This window comes from Oleiphilus sp. HI0066, assembly GCF_001635725.1.
This window is the reverse complement of the sequence record NZ_LWFH01001822.1, coordinates 1-15420: the sequence shown is the minus strand read 5'-3', so window position 1 is coordinate 15420 and position 15420 is coordinate 1. Positions and strand designations below refer to the sequence as shown.

Annotated in this window: 16 protein-coding genes, 1 pseudogene and 1 riboswitch; of the genes and pseudogenes, 5 read left to right on the top strand and 12 right to left on the bottom strand. The window is 43.7% G+C overall.

Annotation, left to right across the window (positions count from 1 at the left end; translation table 11 throughout):
- Positions 1–73 precede the first annotated feature (73 nt).
- The 3 genes from A3738_RS29705 to A3738_RS28235 form a co-directional block, all read right to left on the bottom strand.
- Complete coding sequence (locus A3738_RS29705) at positions 74–541, bottom strand: prenyltransferase (RefSeq protein ID WP_068754955.1); 468 nt, start codon at positions 539–541, stop codon at positions 74–76.
- A 134-nt stretch (positions 542–675) separates the two neighbouring features.
- Positions 676–885 (bottom strand): cold-shock protein, encoded by a 210-nt coding sequence (locus A3738_RS28240; RefSeq protein ID WP_068476129.1) that lies wholly within the window; start codon positions 883–885, stop codon positions 676–678.
- A 405-nt stretch (positions 886–1290) separates the two neighbouring features.
- Complete coding sequence (locus tag A3738_RS28235) at positions 1291–1545, bottom strand: hypothetical protein (protein ID WP_068473088.1); 255 nt, start codon at positions 1543–1545, stop codon at positions 1291–1293.
- Between the two features lie 177 nt (positions 1546–1722).
- Here A3738_RS28235 and A3738_RS28230 point away from each other — a divergent pair, with 177 nt between their 5' ends.
- The gene (locus tag A3738_RS28230; RefSeq protein WP_068473085.1) at positions 1723–1998 is read left to right on the top strand and encodes a hypothetical protein; all 276 of its coding nucleotides are present in this window, start codon (positions 1723–1725) and stop codon (positions 1996–1998) included.
- A gap of 96 nt (positions 1999–2094) precedes the next feature.
- Here A3738_RS28230 and A3738_RS28225 read toward each other — a convergent pair.
- The 7 genes and pseudogenes from A3738_RS28225 to A3738_RS28190 all read right to left on the bottom strand — a co-directional run bounded on the left by A3738_RS28225 (position 2095) and on the right by A3738_RS28190 (position 8073).
- Positions 2095–2403, bottom strand: a pseudogene (locus A3738_RS28225) (antibiotic biosynthesis monooxygenase).
- A gap of 415 nt (positions 2404–2818) precedes the next feature.
- A complete protein-coding gene (locus A3738_RS28215) occupies positions 2819–3670 on the bottom strand; it encodes an ABC transporter permease (protein ID WP_068476128.1) in 852 nt (283 codons plus the stop codon).
- A gap of 9 nt (positions 3671–3679) precedes the next feature.
- Entirely contained in the window at positions 3680–4546 is an 867-nt protein-coding gene (locus tag A3738_RS28210) for an ABC transporter permease (RefSeq protein ID WP_068476127.1), read from the bottom strand.
- Positions 4547–4565: 19 nt separating this feature from the next.
- Positions 4566–5648: an ABC transporter ATP-binding protein gene (locus A3738_RS28205; protein WP_068476126.1), complete on the bottom strand. Its 1083-nt coding sequence runs from the start codon at positions 5646–5648 to the stop codon at positions 4566–4568.
- Positions 5649–5730: 82 nt separating this feature from the next.
- Complete coding sequence (locus A3738_RS28200; protein ID WP_068476125.1) at positions 5731–6804, bottom strand: extracellular solute-binding protein; 1074 nt, start codon at positions 6802–6804, stop codon at positions 5731–5733.
- A gap of 632 nt (positions 6805–7436) precedes the next feature.
- Positions 7437–7820, bottom strand: coding sequence for a DUF2750 domain-containing protein (locus A3738_RS28195; protein WP_068476124.1), 384 nt, complete (start codon positions 7818–7820; stop codon positions 7437–7439).
- A complete protein-coding gene (locus tag A3738_RS28190) occupies positions 7813–8073 on the bottom strand; it encodes a VF530 family DNA-binding protein (protein ID WP_068476123.1) in 261 nt (86 codons plus the stop codon). The genes A3738_RS28195 and A3738_RS28190 overlap by 8 nt, the downstream gene beginning before the upstream one ends.
- Before the next feature lie 273 nt (positions 8074–8346).
- On the opposite strand from A3738_RS28190, the gene A3738_RS28185 reads away from it, so the two are divergent.
- The 3 genes from A3738_RS28185 (at position 8347) to A3738_RS28175 (ending at position 13613) form a co-directional block, all read left to right on the top strand.
- Positions 8347–8958 carry a Yip1 family protein gene (locus A3738_RS28185; RefSeq protein ID WP_068474695.1) on the top strand — a complete coding sequence of 204 codons (612 nt, stop codon included), beginning with the start codon at positions 8347–8349 and terminating at the stop codon, positions 8956–8958.
- Positions 8959–9121: 163 nt separating this feature from the next.
- Positions 9122–9343, top strand: a riboswitch (cobalamin riboswitch).
- A gap of 164 nt (positions 9344–9507) precedes the next feature.
- The gene (locus A3738_RS28180) at positions 9508–12426 is read left to right on the top strand and encodes a ribonucleoside-diphosphate reductase subunit alpha (protein WP_068476122.1); all 2919 of its coding nucleotides are present in this window, start codon (positions 9508–9510) and stop codon (positions 12424–12426) included.
- A gap of 41 nt (positions 12427–12467) precedes the next feature.
- On the top strand, positions 12468–13613 hold the full coding sequence (locus A3738_RS28175) for a ribonucleotide-diphosphate reductase subunit beta (protein WP_068476121.1): 1146 nt from the start codon (positions 12468–12470) through the stop codon (positions 13611–13613).
- A gap of 75 nt (positions 13614–13688) precedes the next feature.
- Here A3738_RS28175 and A3738_RS28170 read toward each other — a convergent pair whose 3' ends face one another.
- Together A3738_RS28170 and A3738_RS28165 are read right to left on the bottom strand one after the other, a co-directional pair.
- Entirely contained in the window at positions 13689–14072 is a 384-nt protein-coding gene (locus tag A3738_RS28170) for a DUF2750 domain-containing protein (protein ID WP_068476120.1), read from the bottom strand.
- An 82-nt stretch (positions 14073–14154) separates the two neighbouring features.
- Positions 14155–14613, bottom strand: coding sequence for a MaoC family dehydratase (locus tag A3738_RS28165; protein ID WP_068476119.1), 459 nt, complete (start codon positions 14611–14613; stop codon positions 14155–14157).
- Positions 14614–14796: 183 nt separating this feature from the next.
- Between A3738_RS28165 and A3738_RS30265 the strand changes: the two genes are divergently transcribed.
- A partial coding sequence (locus A3738_RS30265; RefSeq protein WP_197474107.1) for a hypothetical protein occupies positions 14797–15420 on the top strand: 624 nt, incomplete at its 3' end.

The following is a 15420-nucleotide window of genomic DNA, read 5'->3' as shown; positions in this document are numbered from 1 at the left end:
TGATCATAAGTCTTCGCGATCACTAAGAAGTTTCCGGCGACTATAACAATTCTAAATCCTGCGCCGGGCGCAATCAAGCATACCCATGGTAATCGATTAATCCATGGTGAATACAAGGCACCAAGGCAATACCAGCTATTCCAAGCGGTAGAAGTATGAGGCCTACAGAATAAACAAAATACAAACCGATCAGTGCGGTAAGACTTAGGCTGACTAACCCAAGGATGAGAGCATGCTTCAGAGCGCTAGGATTATTTGGAAGAGCGCCACTGCCTCCACTAAAAGGCGTGCGTTCAGTCTTAAGATCAAGACCAGATTTAAAATCGATGTATTCGTTCAGTGAATTGACGCTAGCATGTGCCAGAAGAGCTGCAGCAAATATTAGAATGAGGTCGATCAGTTTAAAACTATACCCAGCCTGATAAGCCAAACTTAACCCCAATAAAACACAGACTGGCGCTAAGATAAGAAAGGGTGGTCTGGTTGTTTGAATGGCGCTTTGTAGTTTCGAAGGGCTAGGGTTTTGTAGGTTGACAGACATGGAGGCTCATCCACTGTTTAAGAGTTTTAAACTCGTTACATGAGCTGTTTATATTAGATAAGAGATCAGTAGATGTTAAACAAAAAAGGCGAACCGTTTAGTTCGCCTTTTTGCTGGATCGTAAACAGTATTAATTACTGTGGAACGATGTTCTCAGCTTGTGGGCCTTTCTGGCCTTGTGTTACTTCAAAATCAACTTTTTGGCCTTCAGCCAATGTTTTGAAGCCTTCGCCTTTGATTTGACGGAAGTGAGCGAAAACGTCTGGGCCATTTTCTTGAGCGATAAAACCAAAGCCTTTAGTTTCGTTGAACCATTTTACTGTACCAGTAACTGTATTAGACATATCTATATCCTGAAAAAAATCAATTAAAACGCCTGTATGCGGCAAATGTGCTGGAAAAAACAAACTGGGCGTAACAACTGCAGGACGAGGAATACGAATAACAACGACATGTAGGATGTAAATACACGGTGTGTCTTACTAGCTGAGGCGAACTCTATACATACATTGATCAAAAGTCGATCAAAATTTTGTGTATTTTTATTCTTGCTCGTATACCCAATTATGGAACTAAAACGACTCAATAATTGGTTCGTTTCCTTTGATGCCAAAAACAAACAAACCCGCAGTAATCAAAGCCGTCGCAAGTGTCGAACTCCAAGCGATAAATTGAATAGCGCCACCCCATGCAGACCATTCCCCGCTTATGCCGTAGTAAAGAAGGAATAAACAGCCGCCACCATCTGACTACGCCAACATAAATGGGGTCATTAAACGCTTGCCTTTTAGTGAGGCTTGTAAGCCCATGAAGTAACCAACGCATAATGCTAAATAGGCCCAACCCAGCATACGAATAAACATGTAGCTATCTTGTGCAGGAAACCCGAATTGCTCTAAAACAGACGCTGGAAAAAGTAAGAGAGGGATGCACCAAACCAACACGGTGCCAAGAATTTTAAAGATAAGAACTTTGCTGAGATGACTCATAAATAAGTTGATCATTGGTTAGTGATTAAAGTGATCCTATGAGATTTGCATAAGTTTTTTAGCTTCAAAAAATAGAAATCCGGTTTCGCTTTCTTTGGAGGGAAGCTTGTTGAAATAAAACGAGAAGCAATTCACTTGCGATTTAAATAATAACGATTATCATTTGTATTCCTGTAAATAGGAGAAGATACGATGGGATATTACATATATGCGTGGTTAGAGGAAGGAAATCCGAACTTAGAGATCGTCGACGCTGAGTCAAAGCGAACGTGTATGAGGTGGGCCTACTCTGAAGCACGTCAGAAAGGAAACGTCGCAGATAAGAATGAAATTCAGAAGTTATTTCGGCAGCTATTGCTACTCACATGTCAGCAAGAATTGAGTAATTGCCGGGTGTTTGGGATGCAAGATGTATTTGGCGACCCCGAATTAATGCTATTGGAAAGGATTGATCGCTGTGGATATTAACTCAGCTATGTACATAGCTATATCTGCCACTTGGAGTTTAAGGGATATGCAGTAGACTGCTTTTCGATATCAGTATTCTAGTTGTGTGATTACAAGCTAAATAACGGCTGCAAAGCACTCTAATTGAGGAGGACTGACATGTAGCTCTTTTGAAGATGGGCCGCCCGCATTTGCATGCGCTTTACGAAAAGCTTCAGATTTGGTCCATGCGCGAAATGCTTCTTCCGACTCCTAAACTGCACGTGATGAGATCAAGGTGTATTCTTCGGTAGTTTCGCCTTGCAGTAAATTAAACGATTTAAATCCTAGTACCTCGCTTAGAAAGGAATCGCGATTCTTCCAGATCTCGATAAAGTCTTTCTCACAACACAGTTTGATTTTGAAGCGGTTCATTGCGATGTACACGTTTGTACTCCTAAGCTATTTATTAAGGACAAAGACTACGCCTTGTTATTGGTTGAGGTGAAGTTCTTTTTGAAGTTTGTTGGTGAGGTTTAAAGAGGCTAAGCGATGTGACTCGCTGAGATAATAACGCAGCTCTTCTTCATTTTGACGGTCGGTGCATTGAATCCACTTCGTTCCTCGATTCGCAAAATAGGGAGCAGGTCGGTAACCACCTTTGTGCTGTATAAATTGAAAATCTAGTTCGGAAGTCTCAAATGAAAAGGTAGGCGTTTTGTTTGCCCCATTCCAACCTCCGATTGCGAAAAGTTCTAAACATGAGCGCCTCCCCATTGCATACCATAGTTCGTGCAGGGTAGATTGGCGCAAAATCGATTGAACTGGTTGTAGGTCATATGGGTATTTGGATCTCGCAGCCTTATTTTTCTTTCTGAACCAAAATACTAATCAAGGCTAGGAGGGCGGACCCTAACATCAGAAATAACGACACAGCGTTTAAGACTGGTGTCGATCCTTCTTTAAGTCTGTCATACATCGCGATAGTTAAGGGGGCATCAGAGCCGACTAGCATGAGTGTTGTATTGAAATTTTCAAAAGACATCAAGAACGCGACAACGCCTGCGCCGAGCATGGCTGGCCTGAGGTAGGGTAAGGTAATAGTACGTAATACTTCAAAGCGACTTGCGCCTAGATTGTAGGCGGCTTCCTCAAGTGATCTATCAAACTTTTTCAGCCGAGCCGAAATAACTAAGGTCGCAATCGTAGTTATAAAGGCGAATTGGCCAAGCACTACGAGTAATAGCCCTGGTCTAAGGAACTCAAGATCCCACCCAATATGATCTTCAACTCCGTTAGCAAGCGTGTTTGAAAATACGAGAATAGAGATGCCGAGAATGACGCCCGGAATAACCAGAGGCAGCAACAACAATATGTATGCGAATTGTTTGAAGCGAAACTCATAACGTTCAAATAAAAAGGCATTGCTTGTGCCGATCGCAATGCTCAGTCCAGTCACACAGCATGCAACAAAGAATGAAACGCCAATGCCGTTCATTAGGCTACGATCATGAAATAAGCCTAATTTAGGTTGGGTATCGTTAATAAACCAATCCCATGTAAAGCCTTTCCATGGTAGTGACGGAAACAGGGAGTCGTTAAAGGCAAAGCTCGCGACGACCACTAATGGCGCAATGAGGTAAACAAAAAATAGGAAGATATAGAGCTGATAGCTCCAGTTGTAGCGATTTGATCTGGGTATAGTAGGAAGCATATAAAGTCCTTAGCTTTTCGCTACTGTCGAAGCGAGCGTTTGTCCGGATAGCTTCAAACCAAGCCACACGATGGTGGATGAAACGATAAGTAATAAAAAACCAAAGGCAGCGCCGAGCTCCCAATTAAATCGGGTAATAAACTGGGTATAGATCTGACCGGTAAACCACATACTCGATTTACCTCCGAGTAGAATTGGTGTGAGGTAATTACCGAGCGTTAGCATAAATACGACAATGCAGCCGGATATTATGCCCGGCATTGAATGTGGGATAACGATCTCTTTCAGGATAGAAAGCTTACTGCCGCCAAGGTCATAACCCGCTTCAATTAAGCTGTCATCTAAACTATCTAAAGTGCTTACCAACGGCACCACCATAAATAACATGGAGGTGTAAATTAAGCCCATCATCACGGTGACATCGTTGTATAAAAATTCGATTGGACCGTCGATCAGTCCAAGCCACTGCAGAGAGGAGGAGATAACTCCAGTTTCTCTGAGAAGGATCATCCAACCAAAGGTGCGCACTAATTCGCTAACCCAAAACGGCAACAGGCAGAGTAAAAATAAGATGCTTTTGGTTTTTCCACGCAACATCTTAGCTATGTAATACGCTACGGGAAAAGCAATAATTAGTGTAAGCACTGTGGCAAGTATCGACATAAATGCCGTTCTCGCTAAGGTATTCCAATAGAACGGCTCAGTAAAAAATTCTGCATAGTTTGCCAAGCTCGTTTCATAGGTTCGAGGGGCAACTTTTTCTCTAATCGATAAGAAGAACATATCGATATGAGGGATGATCACAAGTAAGCCTAGCCAAAGTAAAAAAGGACTAAGCAGGAGTATCAGGGTGAGTCGTGTCTGGCTTGAGTTCATTTTATCTTTCCTAAAACGCTCAAGCTTGGTTCGTAAATACTTTGGCGATATCTGCTCGCCAGCTTAATGATAGTTTGTCGCCTGCCTTAAGATCTGAAAACTCACCTGTCTGAGGTAGGGAAACAATAATCTCTTCCGCATCGTTGTTGGTCATGATTGCGCGGCTCTTAGCACCGTCGAACAATACACTCTTTACAGATGCCTGGAGTTGATTATCCGCTGTAGTTTGCTCTTGTCCCAATGTGATGGATTCGGGACGAAGATAGATATTCACTGTTTGTCCGATTTCAAGATTGCTTGTCGTTTGGGTTTGAATCGATAAACCGCTCGTGGTGGTTAGTGTGGTGCGTTGAGAATCTTGTACGCTGACTGTAGCCTCCCAATGGTTACTTTCTCCAACAAAGTCGGCGACAAAGGGCGTTTGTGGTTCATAGTAAAGTTCTTGGGGCGTACCGACTTGTTCAAAGCGACCATGATTCATGACCGCAACTTGATCAGACATAACAAGCGCCTCTGACTGGTCATGCGTGATGTACACAAAGGTGGTATCAAACTGGCTTTGTAGTTGTTTTAGTTCAACCTTCATATGCTCGCGAAGTTTTAGATCGAGTGCTCCGAGCGGTTCATCAAGAAGAAGTACGGAGGGGTTGAGAATCATACAGCGTGCAATGGCAATACGTTGTTTTTGCCCGCCAGATAATTGATCAATACGTTTACTTCCTGCGTCTGGCAAACCAATACGCTCTAATGAATCTTTTACACGCTGATCAATCTCGGCTTTCGCCACTTTTCTGCGGCGAAGACCGTAAGCAATATTTTCTGCAACACTCATCATCGGGAACAGCGCTAAGTGCTGAAAAACGAGATTGACAGGGCGTTTGTTAGGCGGTGTCGAAAGGACAGATTTGCCTTTAATTTTTATGTCGCCCGAGGTCGGCTCGTAAAACCCTGCGATCATTCGTAATAGCGTGGTTTTCCCGCAGCCAGATGGGCCAAGAATTGAAAAGAAGGAACCTTTGGGTATGGAAAAAGATACATCGTCAACGGCAGTAAATTTATCAAATTGCTTTACTAAGTGTTGGCATTCTAAATCGCAGGACATTCGGGCGTTCCACTACATAAAAAGAGAACGTCGAGGTCTTTCGACCTCGACTCATTGCTTAAAATAATAGTCGTCGTAGTGACTATTTAGCGGCGTTGATTCTATCGAGGGCTTTACCTTCCATCGTTTCTAAACCAGCAGGTACGGTCGGGTACCATTTAATATTATCGATGTCAGCTTGGCTGAACGATGCTTTGAAGCGTTTTTGTAACTCGGGGTCTACTTCAACATCACCACCTTTAGATGCTGTGAAGTTACCTGCCACGTTCGTGATCATACTTGCGATTTTTGGTTGCATTACAAAGTTGATCCACTTGTATGCCGCGTCTTCTGCTTTGGTTTTACGTGGCAGCACAAAGGTATCGATCCAGCCGAGTGCACCAGAAGTTGGTGCAACGAAAGTAACGTTAGGTAGCTCTTTGTTTAGCTTCCAACCGCCTGTATCCCACGCCATTGCTGCAGTCGCTTCTCCAGAGCGGAGGAGATTCATGAGTGCATCACCTCCAGACCAGTACGTTTTAACATTGGCTTTACAAGAGATGAGCTTGTCAGTGACTTGATTGATGATGTCTTGGTATTTAGCTGTGTCGCCATATGCAGCAAATGGATCTAAGCCCATAGAGAAAGCAAAGCCAATCAGGGTAGGGCGCTTCAAACGATAAGAAACTTTACCCGCAACATCCGCGCTACATAGGTCCGCATAGTCTTTAACGCTTGCTGCCATTTTTGTATCAAGAACTAAGCCGCTAGTACCCCAAATATGCGGCACACCGTATACATCTCCGTCGAACATCGTGGTATTTTTTGTCGCTTCGAGCATGGAATCGATAAACAAGCTATTGTCGATTTTGCTCAAGTCAATCGGCTTGTAGATATCAAACTCCGCTTGCGCACCTGAAATACGATCTTGGCTTGGTTGCGCAAGGTCGAAACCAGATCCACCTGTCGCACGCAGTTTAGAAATCATATCTTCGTTGTTTGACTTAGTTACCTCAACGTCAATGCCAGTTTCGGCTTTAAATTGTGCGATAACTTCATCTGGAGCATATCCGCCCCAAGTTAAGAGCCGAAGCGTTTCCGCACTTGCGAATTGCGACGCTCCAAGCAAGATGGCTGCAGATACTGCACCAGTGGTAAGTTTCTTTATTGCTTTCATTCTGGATATTACCCCTTTTTATCGTATTGATTGCAGCCTCAATCGGTTGCTAGTAAAGACGACGCATCCGTGTTGGGAGGTTTCCCTATACAGCATAAGACACAAATGAAGCGTCGTGCCGAACTATAGTCGATAACATAGACAGTTTTGTGACAGCGAAAATGCGGTGATAAAATTATTGGAAAAGATTATTACTTGTGGAGTTCGTGACTATTGGTAGTTTAATTCATCTGAATAAATACATTAAAGGAGGTATCTTTTGGAGTATGTCTAGGCAGGGACAAAAAAGGGGTATTAAGAGTCGCCACTATGGCTCTTAATTTGGTAATGGCCGTACTTAATGAAACTAATTTTTTGGGCTTTGAATTCATTGCTTGTGCTGTCCATATATTGGATTACGACTCACCGCCTGAGCCGGGGAAGAATAAATCAGCAAGAATTAATTTTCTTGATCATAAAGTGGCTGGACTGCTTATTTAATTTATCTTCTTCCGTACAATCGTGCAGTGCGAAGCAGCAGTGAATCAAGCGATAGCAGTGATTTCGATAGTCTAAGTAGTCATCAGCAATGAGTTCTTTCCATTGGCTAAATATATTTTCTAGCAAGGGGATTTCGGATGATATTTGCATGCTTATAAGCTCTTAAGTGCGTCTTCAATTTCATGTTTAAAATCGGTGGCGTCACATACCCATACGCTTGTATCAGCACCTGGGAACACACCAATTTCTATCTTTGCTTGATCTAGCTCTTCAGCAAGGTCATCAATAAACGTATCAACAGGAATCGCGATGGCCGTTACCTCTTGATCAAACTCAGAAATAGCAACGGCAGCTTCTTTACTCGGCCACATTGGAAGGTAGCTAAACGCGTCTTCTTCATAGTTGATCGTAATAAAGTCTTGCTGAGCATTAATTAATACCCAAAGCTGTTTATGCTCTAATATTTGTTCGATGGTGTAATCGTAGCGATCTTCAGGTTCCATCGCGCTAAGTTGTTCGAGGCTTTGTTTAGTCATGTTTTTTCCAATTTTCCCAAGGCGAAGGGGATGGGGTGTTAAAAGTAGACAAATAAAGCTGTTCTACTTTAGTACGAGCCCATGGCGTGCGACGCAAGAATTTTAGCGATGATTTAATCGATGGATCTTTCTTGAAGCAATTGATACTGACGCGGCTCGCTAATCCATCCCAACCATAATGCTCATAAAGTTTTTCTACAATCGTAGCCAGCGTGATGCCATGAAGAGGATTGTTTGGTTGTTCCTGACTCATGTGAGTGTCGTTTTCCTTTTGTTGAATGCAAAACACTATAGTTAAAAACAGCCGGTTCGTTGAAATTGCCTAGATTTTAAGTGGCGTAGAGGTCTTGCGGCAAGTGATGCATGAAATCGCTTATGCAAGAGGGAATTAGCATAGTTAACTAAGTGCTTGTATTCCTTTAGCGTCTAAACAGCATTTCTTTAAGTAAAAGTGATCTAAACAAGTGAATCTGATTGCGACTATCTTTATGTACTGTAAGAACGGAGCCCAGCGGAGGAGCTAACTATGTTGCTTTCACATATGTTTGGATTGGCCACTCACCCTACTAGAGAGTGGCAAGAAATCAAAAAAGAGCATTCCATGCCGACAAGGATCTTTGTCGCGTACACCTGCATATTGGCCGCCATCGGGCCTCTGTGTGCTTATTATTCTACCACTGTAGTTGGTTGGACAATCGGTGATGGGGCCGTCACGAAGTTGACCGCAGACAGCGCATTCCTCTTGTGCGGGTTAACATATCTAACGATGCTGCTGGGAGTATTTTTTATTGGCTACATGATCGACTGGATGGCTCAGACCTACGGAGCTGAGCATGACGAGCAAGCTGCAAACGGAATTGCACTCATGGCATACGCATGCACGCCTCTGTTTTTAGGTGGTTTTTCGCTGTTATATCCTGTCTTTTGGGTCAACGCCTTAGTATTTGTATTTGCTGCCGCATGCGCAGGGGTTCTTCTACACAAGGGTCTTCCGATCGTGATGCGTATTTCAGAAGATAGAGCGTTTTTCTTCGAAGGGGCGATTCTCGCAGTCGCGCTCGTTTATCTTGTCTCAACGCGTGTCGCAACGGTAATTATTTGGTCGTTGGGTATAGGGCCAGAATTTATTGGCGGATAATAGGTAGAGACTAAATCGAGCCGCAAATGCTCTCATGAGATTTGCGGTTTTTTTATACCTAAGATTCGTAGCCGGCATTGTTTTAAACAATATATTGTTGTTTGTTATTAAAAATGCCTATATATTGTGTTTTGCATTGGTTCACATCTACTAAATAGACACGTAAGAATGTCTCTGAATTAGTTGTGCTAAGAGAGAATCTGGTGAAAATCCAGAACTGACGCGCAGCGGTAATTGGGAACGAAAGCGACATAATGCGAAGCAAGATAGCTACACGCATTAGGCACTGGAACGTAAAATTCTGGGAAGTCGTCGCTGTAGGATAATCGTTAGATTTAACACACGCCCATAAGTCCGAAGACCTGCCAAAGCAACCCATTTATCACAAGATAAATGGGCTTTCATACCTTCGCGACTATAGGGTGATCGAAAGACAGCATTATTGGCAATGGCAGCTTTATTGGTTGTCTCACTGTGTGTGCTGTTCATATAGATTTTTATGGCGAAGGGTTATTGGTCTAGTTGACCGAAACGCGATGAGAATTAATTATGACAACTCCAAATGCACTCTCTGATCCTAATATCAAACCAGTCTCAAACACTTCTAATTTCCAGCTTAAAGTGATCAAGCGCGATGGGACTCTCGATTCATATAATAGTGACAAAATAGCAGTCGCAATCACCAAAGCAATATTGGCCGCAGAGGATCATGATCATGCGGATGCAAGCCACGTTAAGCAGCTTGCCGATCAGATTGTAAGTGGTATTCATGGTCGCTTTGAAAAGCAATATCCATCTGGCGGCTCGATCAATATCGAGGATATACAAGATCAAGTTGAGCTAGGCTTGATGCGCCAAGGGATGCAGAAAGTTGCACGGGCTTATGTTTTGTACCGTGAGGAGCACGCTCAGCAGCGTAAAGATCAACAGCCTAGCGAAGAGGCACATCCTCACTTCAAAATGCAACGCAATGATGGCTCTGAGGCGCCATTAAACATTGGTCGTATTCGCGCTTTGATTTCTCAGGTGTGCAGAGGCCTTGAAGGCGTTGATGCAGATCATTTATTAGATTCGAGCTATCGCAACCTGTATCACGGCATTAAAGAGGAAGATATTGGTACAGCGCTTATTATGGCTGCGCGACCTTTGATCGAGTCAGAGCCGAATTATTCGTTTGTTAGTGCAAGGTTGTTGTTGGATTCGTTAATGAGCGAGGTGGGTAAGGCATTGAATGTTTACTTGCCTGCTGCGATAGAAGATGCGAGTAATGCGTATGCTGAAATATTCGAAGCGGGCATCCGTTTTGGCATTCAAGAAGAGCTTATCGATTCTAAGTTAGATTCCTTCAATATAGAGATGCTTGCCGATGCGCTCAAACCAGAGCGTGACAACCAGTTTACCTATTTAGGGTTACAGACTTTATACGATCGTTACTTTATTCATCATGAAGAAACGCGTATTGAATTGCCGCAAACCTTTTTTATGCGAGTCGCAATGGGGCTCGCGCTAAATGAGGATGACCCTACAGCCCGTGCAATTGAATTTTATGACCTCTTGTCATCGTTTGATTATATGAGCTCAACCCCCACCTTGTTCAATTCCGGAACGTTAAGACCTCAACTATCATCGTGCTATCTGACCACTGTTCCAGATGACTTGAGCGGTATATATGACGCTTTGCGTGACAATGCCTTGCTCTCAAAATGGGCAGGTGGATTGGGTAATGATTGGACTAATGTTCGCTCGCTAGGCGCGCACATCAAGGGAACTAATGGCCAGTCTCAGGGGGTCGTGCCGTTCCTTAAAGTTGTAAATGACACGGCTGTTGCAGTGAACCAAGGCGGTAAACGCAAAGGAGCCGTTTGTGCATACTTGGAAAGCTGGCATTTAGATATCGAAGACTTTCTCGATCTTAGAAAAAATACAGGGGATGAGAGACGTCGCACACACGATATGAACACCGCTAATTGGATTCCAGATCTTTTTATGAAGCGCGTGTTTGAGGAGCAAGATTGGACCTTGTTTTCTCCTAATGATGTTCCAGACCTGCACGACTTAACTGGTCAGGCATTTGAAAAGCGTTATGAAGAATATGAGCGTAAAGCTGAAATCGGGGAGATTAAACTCTCTAAGCGTATTCCCGCATTAGATCTATGGCGTAAAATGCTCTCGATGCTATTCGAAACTGGGCATCCATGGATTACTTTCAAAGATCCTTGCAACATTCGTTCGCCGCAGCAACACGTTGGCGTAGTGCATTCTTCCAATCTCTGCACTGAGATTACGCTCAATACCAGTGAAGATGAAATCGCCGTGTGCAATCTTGGTTCTATCAACCTTGTGAATCACATTCAGGACGGCGAGTTGGATAGAGAACGTCTCCAAAAGACGATCCGAACTGCTATCCGAATGCTTGATAATGTGGTCGACATTAATTACTACGCATGTCCACAGGCCGAAGCATCTAATTTACGACATCGTCCTATCGGCCTCGGTTTAATGGGTTTTCAGGATGCTTTATATAAACTGGGTATTCCTTACTCGAGTGCTGAAGCTGTTTATTTTGCTGATCAATCTATGGAGCTTATTTCGTACTATGCACTAGAAACTTCGAGTGCATTAGCAAAGGAACGTGGAGCCTATGAAAGTTTTGAAGGCTCACTATGGGATCAGGGCATTCTTCCTATCGACTCGCTTTATAAACTCAGCCAAGAGCGCGGCGAGCGTTATACCGTTTGTGATTACAGTCAAACCTTAGATTGGGATGGCCTGCGTCAGAAGATTAAAAAGGAGGGAATACGCAACTCAAATGTGATGGCTATCGCGCCAACCGCGACGATCTCCAACATTATTGGTGTGTCGCAATCGATTGAACCGACCTATCAAAATCTATTTGTTAAATCCAACCTGTCCGGTGAATTTACGGTTGTGAATCCATGGCTTGTTGAGGCGCTCAAACGTGAAAATCTTTGGGATGCAGCGATGGTCAATGATCTTAAATATTTCGATGGCAGTGTTAAGAAAATTGATCGTATTCCAGAGAACATCAAGGCACTGTATTCAACTGCTTTCGAGATAGAACCGCATTGGTTAGTGGAAGCGGCAGCACGTCGTCAGAAATGGATTGATCAAGCACAGAGCGTGAATCTTTATATGTCGGAACCCTCAGGTAAAAAGCTGGACAACCTCTACAAAACGGCGTGGAGCCGCGGTTTAAAAACGACCTATTACTTACGTTCGCTGGGTGCAACGCACACTGAGAAAAACAGCACGCCAGTTGATCAAGGGGTTGCTGAGCAAACTTCGACGGTAGTTGGAAGTGCTAGCCAAAACGAAGTTCAGGGAAGCTTATCAAATCACAATCCGCAGACTACTCAGAAAGCGGGAGATGATTTTGAGTTGGCGAAAGGGCAAGAAGCGCCAAAGATGTGTTCAATTCTCGAACCCGACTGCGAAGCTTGCCAATAAGTTTGAGCGCATTGAAACCGAATTATATTTGAGGACCTACTATGTCATTCACCAACAAAAAAACAAGTACAGCAACGCCAAATTGGGATGACCCGCTTGCAGCGGCAATCCCTTCACAGGCACAACCAAGTATCGTCACGAACATCGCAGATCATGCGAAAGAAGAGGAGTTCGTACTCGAAGCGCTTCCTCCCGTGCGTATGGAAGATAAGCGCGTTGTAAATGGCGAAGCTGATGTGAACCAACTCGCGCCATTCAAGTATCCTTGGGCTTGGCAATATTTCTTGAACGCTAACAAAAATCACTGGACGCCTTTAGACGTAAATATGTCGCAAGATGTTCATGACTATCACCATAAACTTACGGTCGAAGAGCGCCATGTTTTTGAGAACGTACTCGCGTATCTGACAACCTCAGATATCTTAGCGATGCGGAATATTGGCCTTGCGGTCATGGAGAAAATGAGCGCGCCAGAACTACAAATTTATCAAGCACGTCAGGTGTTTGAAGAGGCGATGCATACATGGACGTATCAGCACTGTATCGAAACCATTGGTTTGGATCAGAGTGAGATATACAACCGCTACCGTGTTGTTCCTGAAATCTACAGCAAGATTCGACTCGCAAATCGCCGCTTAAATGCAGTGTTGACGACAGAGATGGATCTTAAAAATCGTGATGATCTCGAACAGTTTATGCTCTCATATACGTTCTTTGCTGGCGTATTCGAAGGGTGTTGGTTTTATAACGGATTTAGCCCGATTTTTGCACTTCAACGACGTGGCTTAATGAAAGGCACGGCAGAGCAGTTGCAGTACATTATGCGAGACGAAGTAATGCACGCGGCCTTTGGTATTAAGGTGGTTAAACAGATTATGGTGGAAGAGAATATTTCTCTTGATCCAAAAGCTGTGAAACTAATGTGGGAAGAGTCTGAAGCGGCGGAAAAAGCCTATGCGGGTTATTTACTTCGAGATCCGATTTTGGGCTATACAGCAGAGGATCACGTTGAGCAATTCAGGTTTATTGCGAACCGAAGAGCGAAACAGTTAAAACTTGAGCAGCCATTCCCTGGAGCTCAAAACGCCTTACCTTGGCTGGATGAGCAAGCTGCCTTACGCAAAGAGAAGAACTTCTTTGAAACGCGTGTCACTGAATATCAAACCGGCGCTTCATTATCGTGGTAGCGAACCATTAGAAGGCTGCTTAAGCGATTAATAGCAGATAAACTTAGTTGAATTTCGCAACAAGTTTATCTGCTACTAAAGATTTGCTAATTTTTCTTGTAGATCTTTTTTGAGAACATTTGGCTCTGTGACCCATATAGTCGAGTCTGTGCCAGGAAATACTCCAATCTCTAGTCCATCTTTTTCTAGACCGACGACCCATTTATTAAAGAAATCTGGAAGAGATATACTCAAGGCTTCAAGCTCTGATTCATTTTTTGCGTAGGCCAGAGCTAATTCTTCGGTCGGCCAAATCGGCAAGTACTCAAAATTTTCATCTTCAGAAAATATCTTTAGAAATTGCTTATCATTGTTCACGAGAATCCAGATCTCACGTTCCTCAACCACATAGCTTATGGTGAAGTCATAGCGACCTTCGCTATCCATTTCATAGATTGCTTGCATATTCTCTTGATCCATCTTTTAACTCTCTTTGCGATATATTTTTTAGCGAAGCGAACAAACGCTCGATACGTTTTAAATTTAAGTGGGATTATACGGCTTAGGCGACCATCTGCATCGCTATCCAAACCGCTTTTAAGGCAGGTTTCTTTTTGCCTTCAATTTCAATCGTGACATCCATTTTAAACATATAACGTCCCGGTGCTTTTTCTTCTGCATGTGTTAGCTTTGCTTGCGCACGAATACGACTACCTACTTTTACGGGATGCATAAAGCGTACTTTGTCGAATCCATAGTTCACACCCATGAAAGTACCCTCGATCATGTATGCAAAGCGTTGCGCGAAGTGCGGCAGCATCGATAGCGATAACAAACCATGAGCGATGGTCGATCCGAAAGGTGTGTTTTTCGCTTTCTCCTCATCAACGTGAATGAATTGGTGGTCGAGAGTGCAGTCAGCGAATTGATTGATTTGTTCTTGGGTTACGGTGAACCAGTCTGTCGGTGACATTTCTATACCGATGCAGTTATTCAGGTCTTCTTTTCTTATTACTTTCATCAACCGTCTCTGTATATTTTTTTACTGGTTTAGTTGCGGCGCGGTTAAGTTCAATATCTTAAATTGAGTGGTTTGAATCACCGTGTCAATGCTACAAAGATTATCAGGGCTGGTTATTTAATGATCTAATCCGAGCGATTCATCGTGATTTTCGAACAATAAAAAGCAAATACGGAGAATATCGTGATGGAGAGTCAGTTCAGCAGTATTAAGTATTATTCTTTGGGAGTTTTACTCCTGATTTTGTCAGTGATGGTTTCTAGCGCAAAAGCAGATGAAGCGCGTTTCTTTAATAAATTTGAGTGGCATGAAGTTAACGACGGCATCAACACAGGTTGGGAGCCTCGGGCGGGGCTGGCCGCTGTCAACTTGCGTGGAAATTTTTATGTTATTGGTGGGCGGATTCCCAATCAGTTTCCTTTGACTTTTGGCGATAGCGAATTTCGTAATGATGTCTGGAAGAGTGGAGATGCAGGCCAGACATGGTTGCCTGCTTCACTCGAAGGAGAGGCGCCTTGGGCCGCGCGCGCTTACTTTCAAGCTGTAACGAAAGGGCGTTACATGTATGTGATCGGGGGCCAAGATTCGACGGCAGTGCCGAATGATTGTCCACCAAGTGATGGAGGTCAGCCACTGTTTGATATTCCTAGCGATGGTGGATTCCCAAGTGACGGTGGGTTCCCTGGTGATGGTGGATTCCCTGGTGATGGTGGGTTCCCTGGTGATGGTGGGTTCCCTAGTGATAGTAGGTTCCCTGGTGATGGTGGGTTCCCTGGTGATGGTGGGTTCCCTAGTGATGGTGGGTTC

Coding starts and splice junctions, on each gene's coding strand:
- A3738_RS29705 (WP_068754955.1), bottom strand. CDS start 541: ATGTCTGTCAACCTACAAAACCCTAGCCCTTCGAAACTACAAAGCGCC.
- A3738_RS28240 (WP_068476129.1), bottom strand. CDS start 885: ATGTCTAATACAGTTACTGGTACAGTAAAATGGTTCAACGAAACTAAA.
- A3738_RS28235 (WP_068473088.1), bottom strand. CDS start 1,545: ATGATCAACTTATTTATGAGTCATCTCAGCAAAGTTCTTATCTTTAAA.
- A3738_RS28230 (WP_068473085.1), top strand. CDS start 1,723: ATGGGATATTACATATATGCGTGGTTAGAGGAAGGAAATCCGAACTTA.
- A3738_RS28215 (WP_068476128.1), bottom strand. CDS start 3,670: ATGCTTCCTACTATACCCAGATCAAATCGCTACAACTGGAGCTATCAG.
- A3738_RS28210 (WP_068476127.1), bottom strand. CDS start 4,546: ATGAACTCAAGCCAGACACGACTCACCCTGATACTCCTGCTTAGTCCT.
- A3738_RS28205 (WP_068476126.1), bottom strand. CDS start 5,648: ATGTCCTGCGATTTAGAATGCCAACACTTAGTAAAGCAATTTGATAAA.
- A3738_RS28200 (WP_068476125.1), bottom strand. CDS start 6,804: ATGAAAGCAATAAAGAAACTTACCACTGGTGCAGTATCTGCAGCCATC.
- A3738_RS28195 (WP_068476124.1), bottom strand. CDS start 7,820: ATGACTAAACAAAGCCTCGAACAACTTAGCGCGATGGAACCTGAAGAT.
- A3738_RS28190 (WP_068476123.1), bottom strand. CDS start 8,073: ATGAGTCAGGAACAACCAAACAATCCTCTTCATGGCATCACGCTGGCT.
- A3738_RS28185 (WP_068474695.1), top strand. CDS start 8,347: ATGTTGCTTTCACATATGTTTGGATTGGCCACTCACCCTACTAGAGAG.
- A3738_RS28180 (WP_068476122.1), top strand. CDS start 9,508: ATGACAACTCCAAATGCACTCTCTGATCCTAATATCAAACCAGTCTCA.
- A3738_RS28175 (WP_068476121.1), top strand. CDS start 12,468: ATGTCATTCACCAACAAAAAAACAAGTACAGCAACGCCAAATTGGGAT.
- A3738_RS28170 (WP_068476120.1), bottom strand. CDS start 14,072: ATGGATCAAGAGAATATGCAAGCAATCTATGAAATGGATAGCGAAGGT.
- A3738_RS28165 (WP_068476119.1), bottom strand. CDS start 14,613: ATGAAAGTAATAAGAAAAGAAGACCTGAATAACTGCATCGGTATAGAA.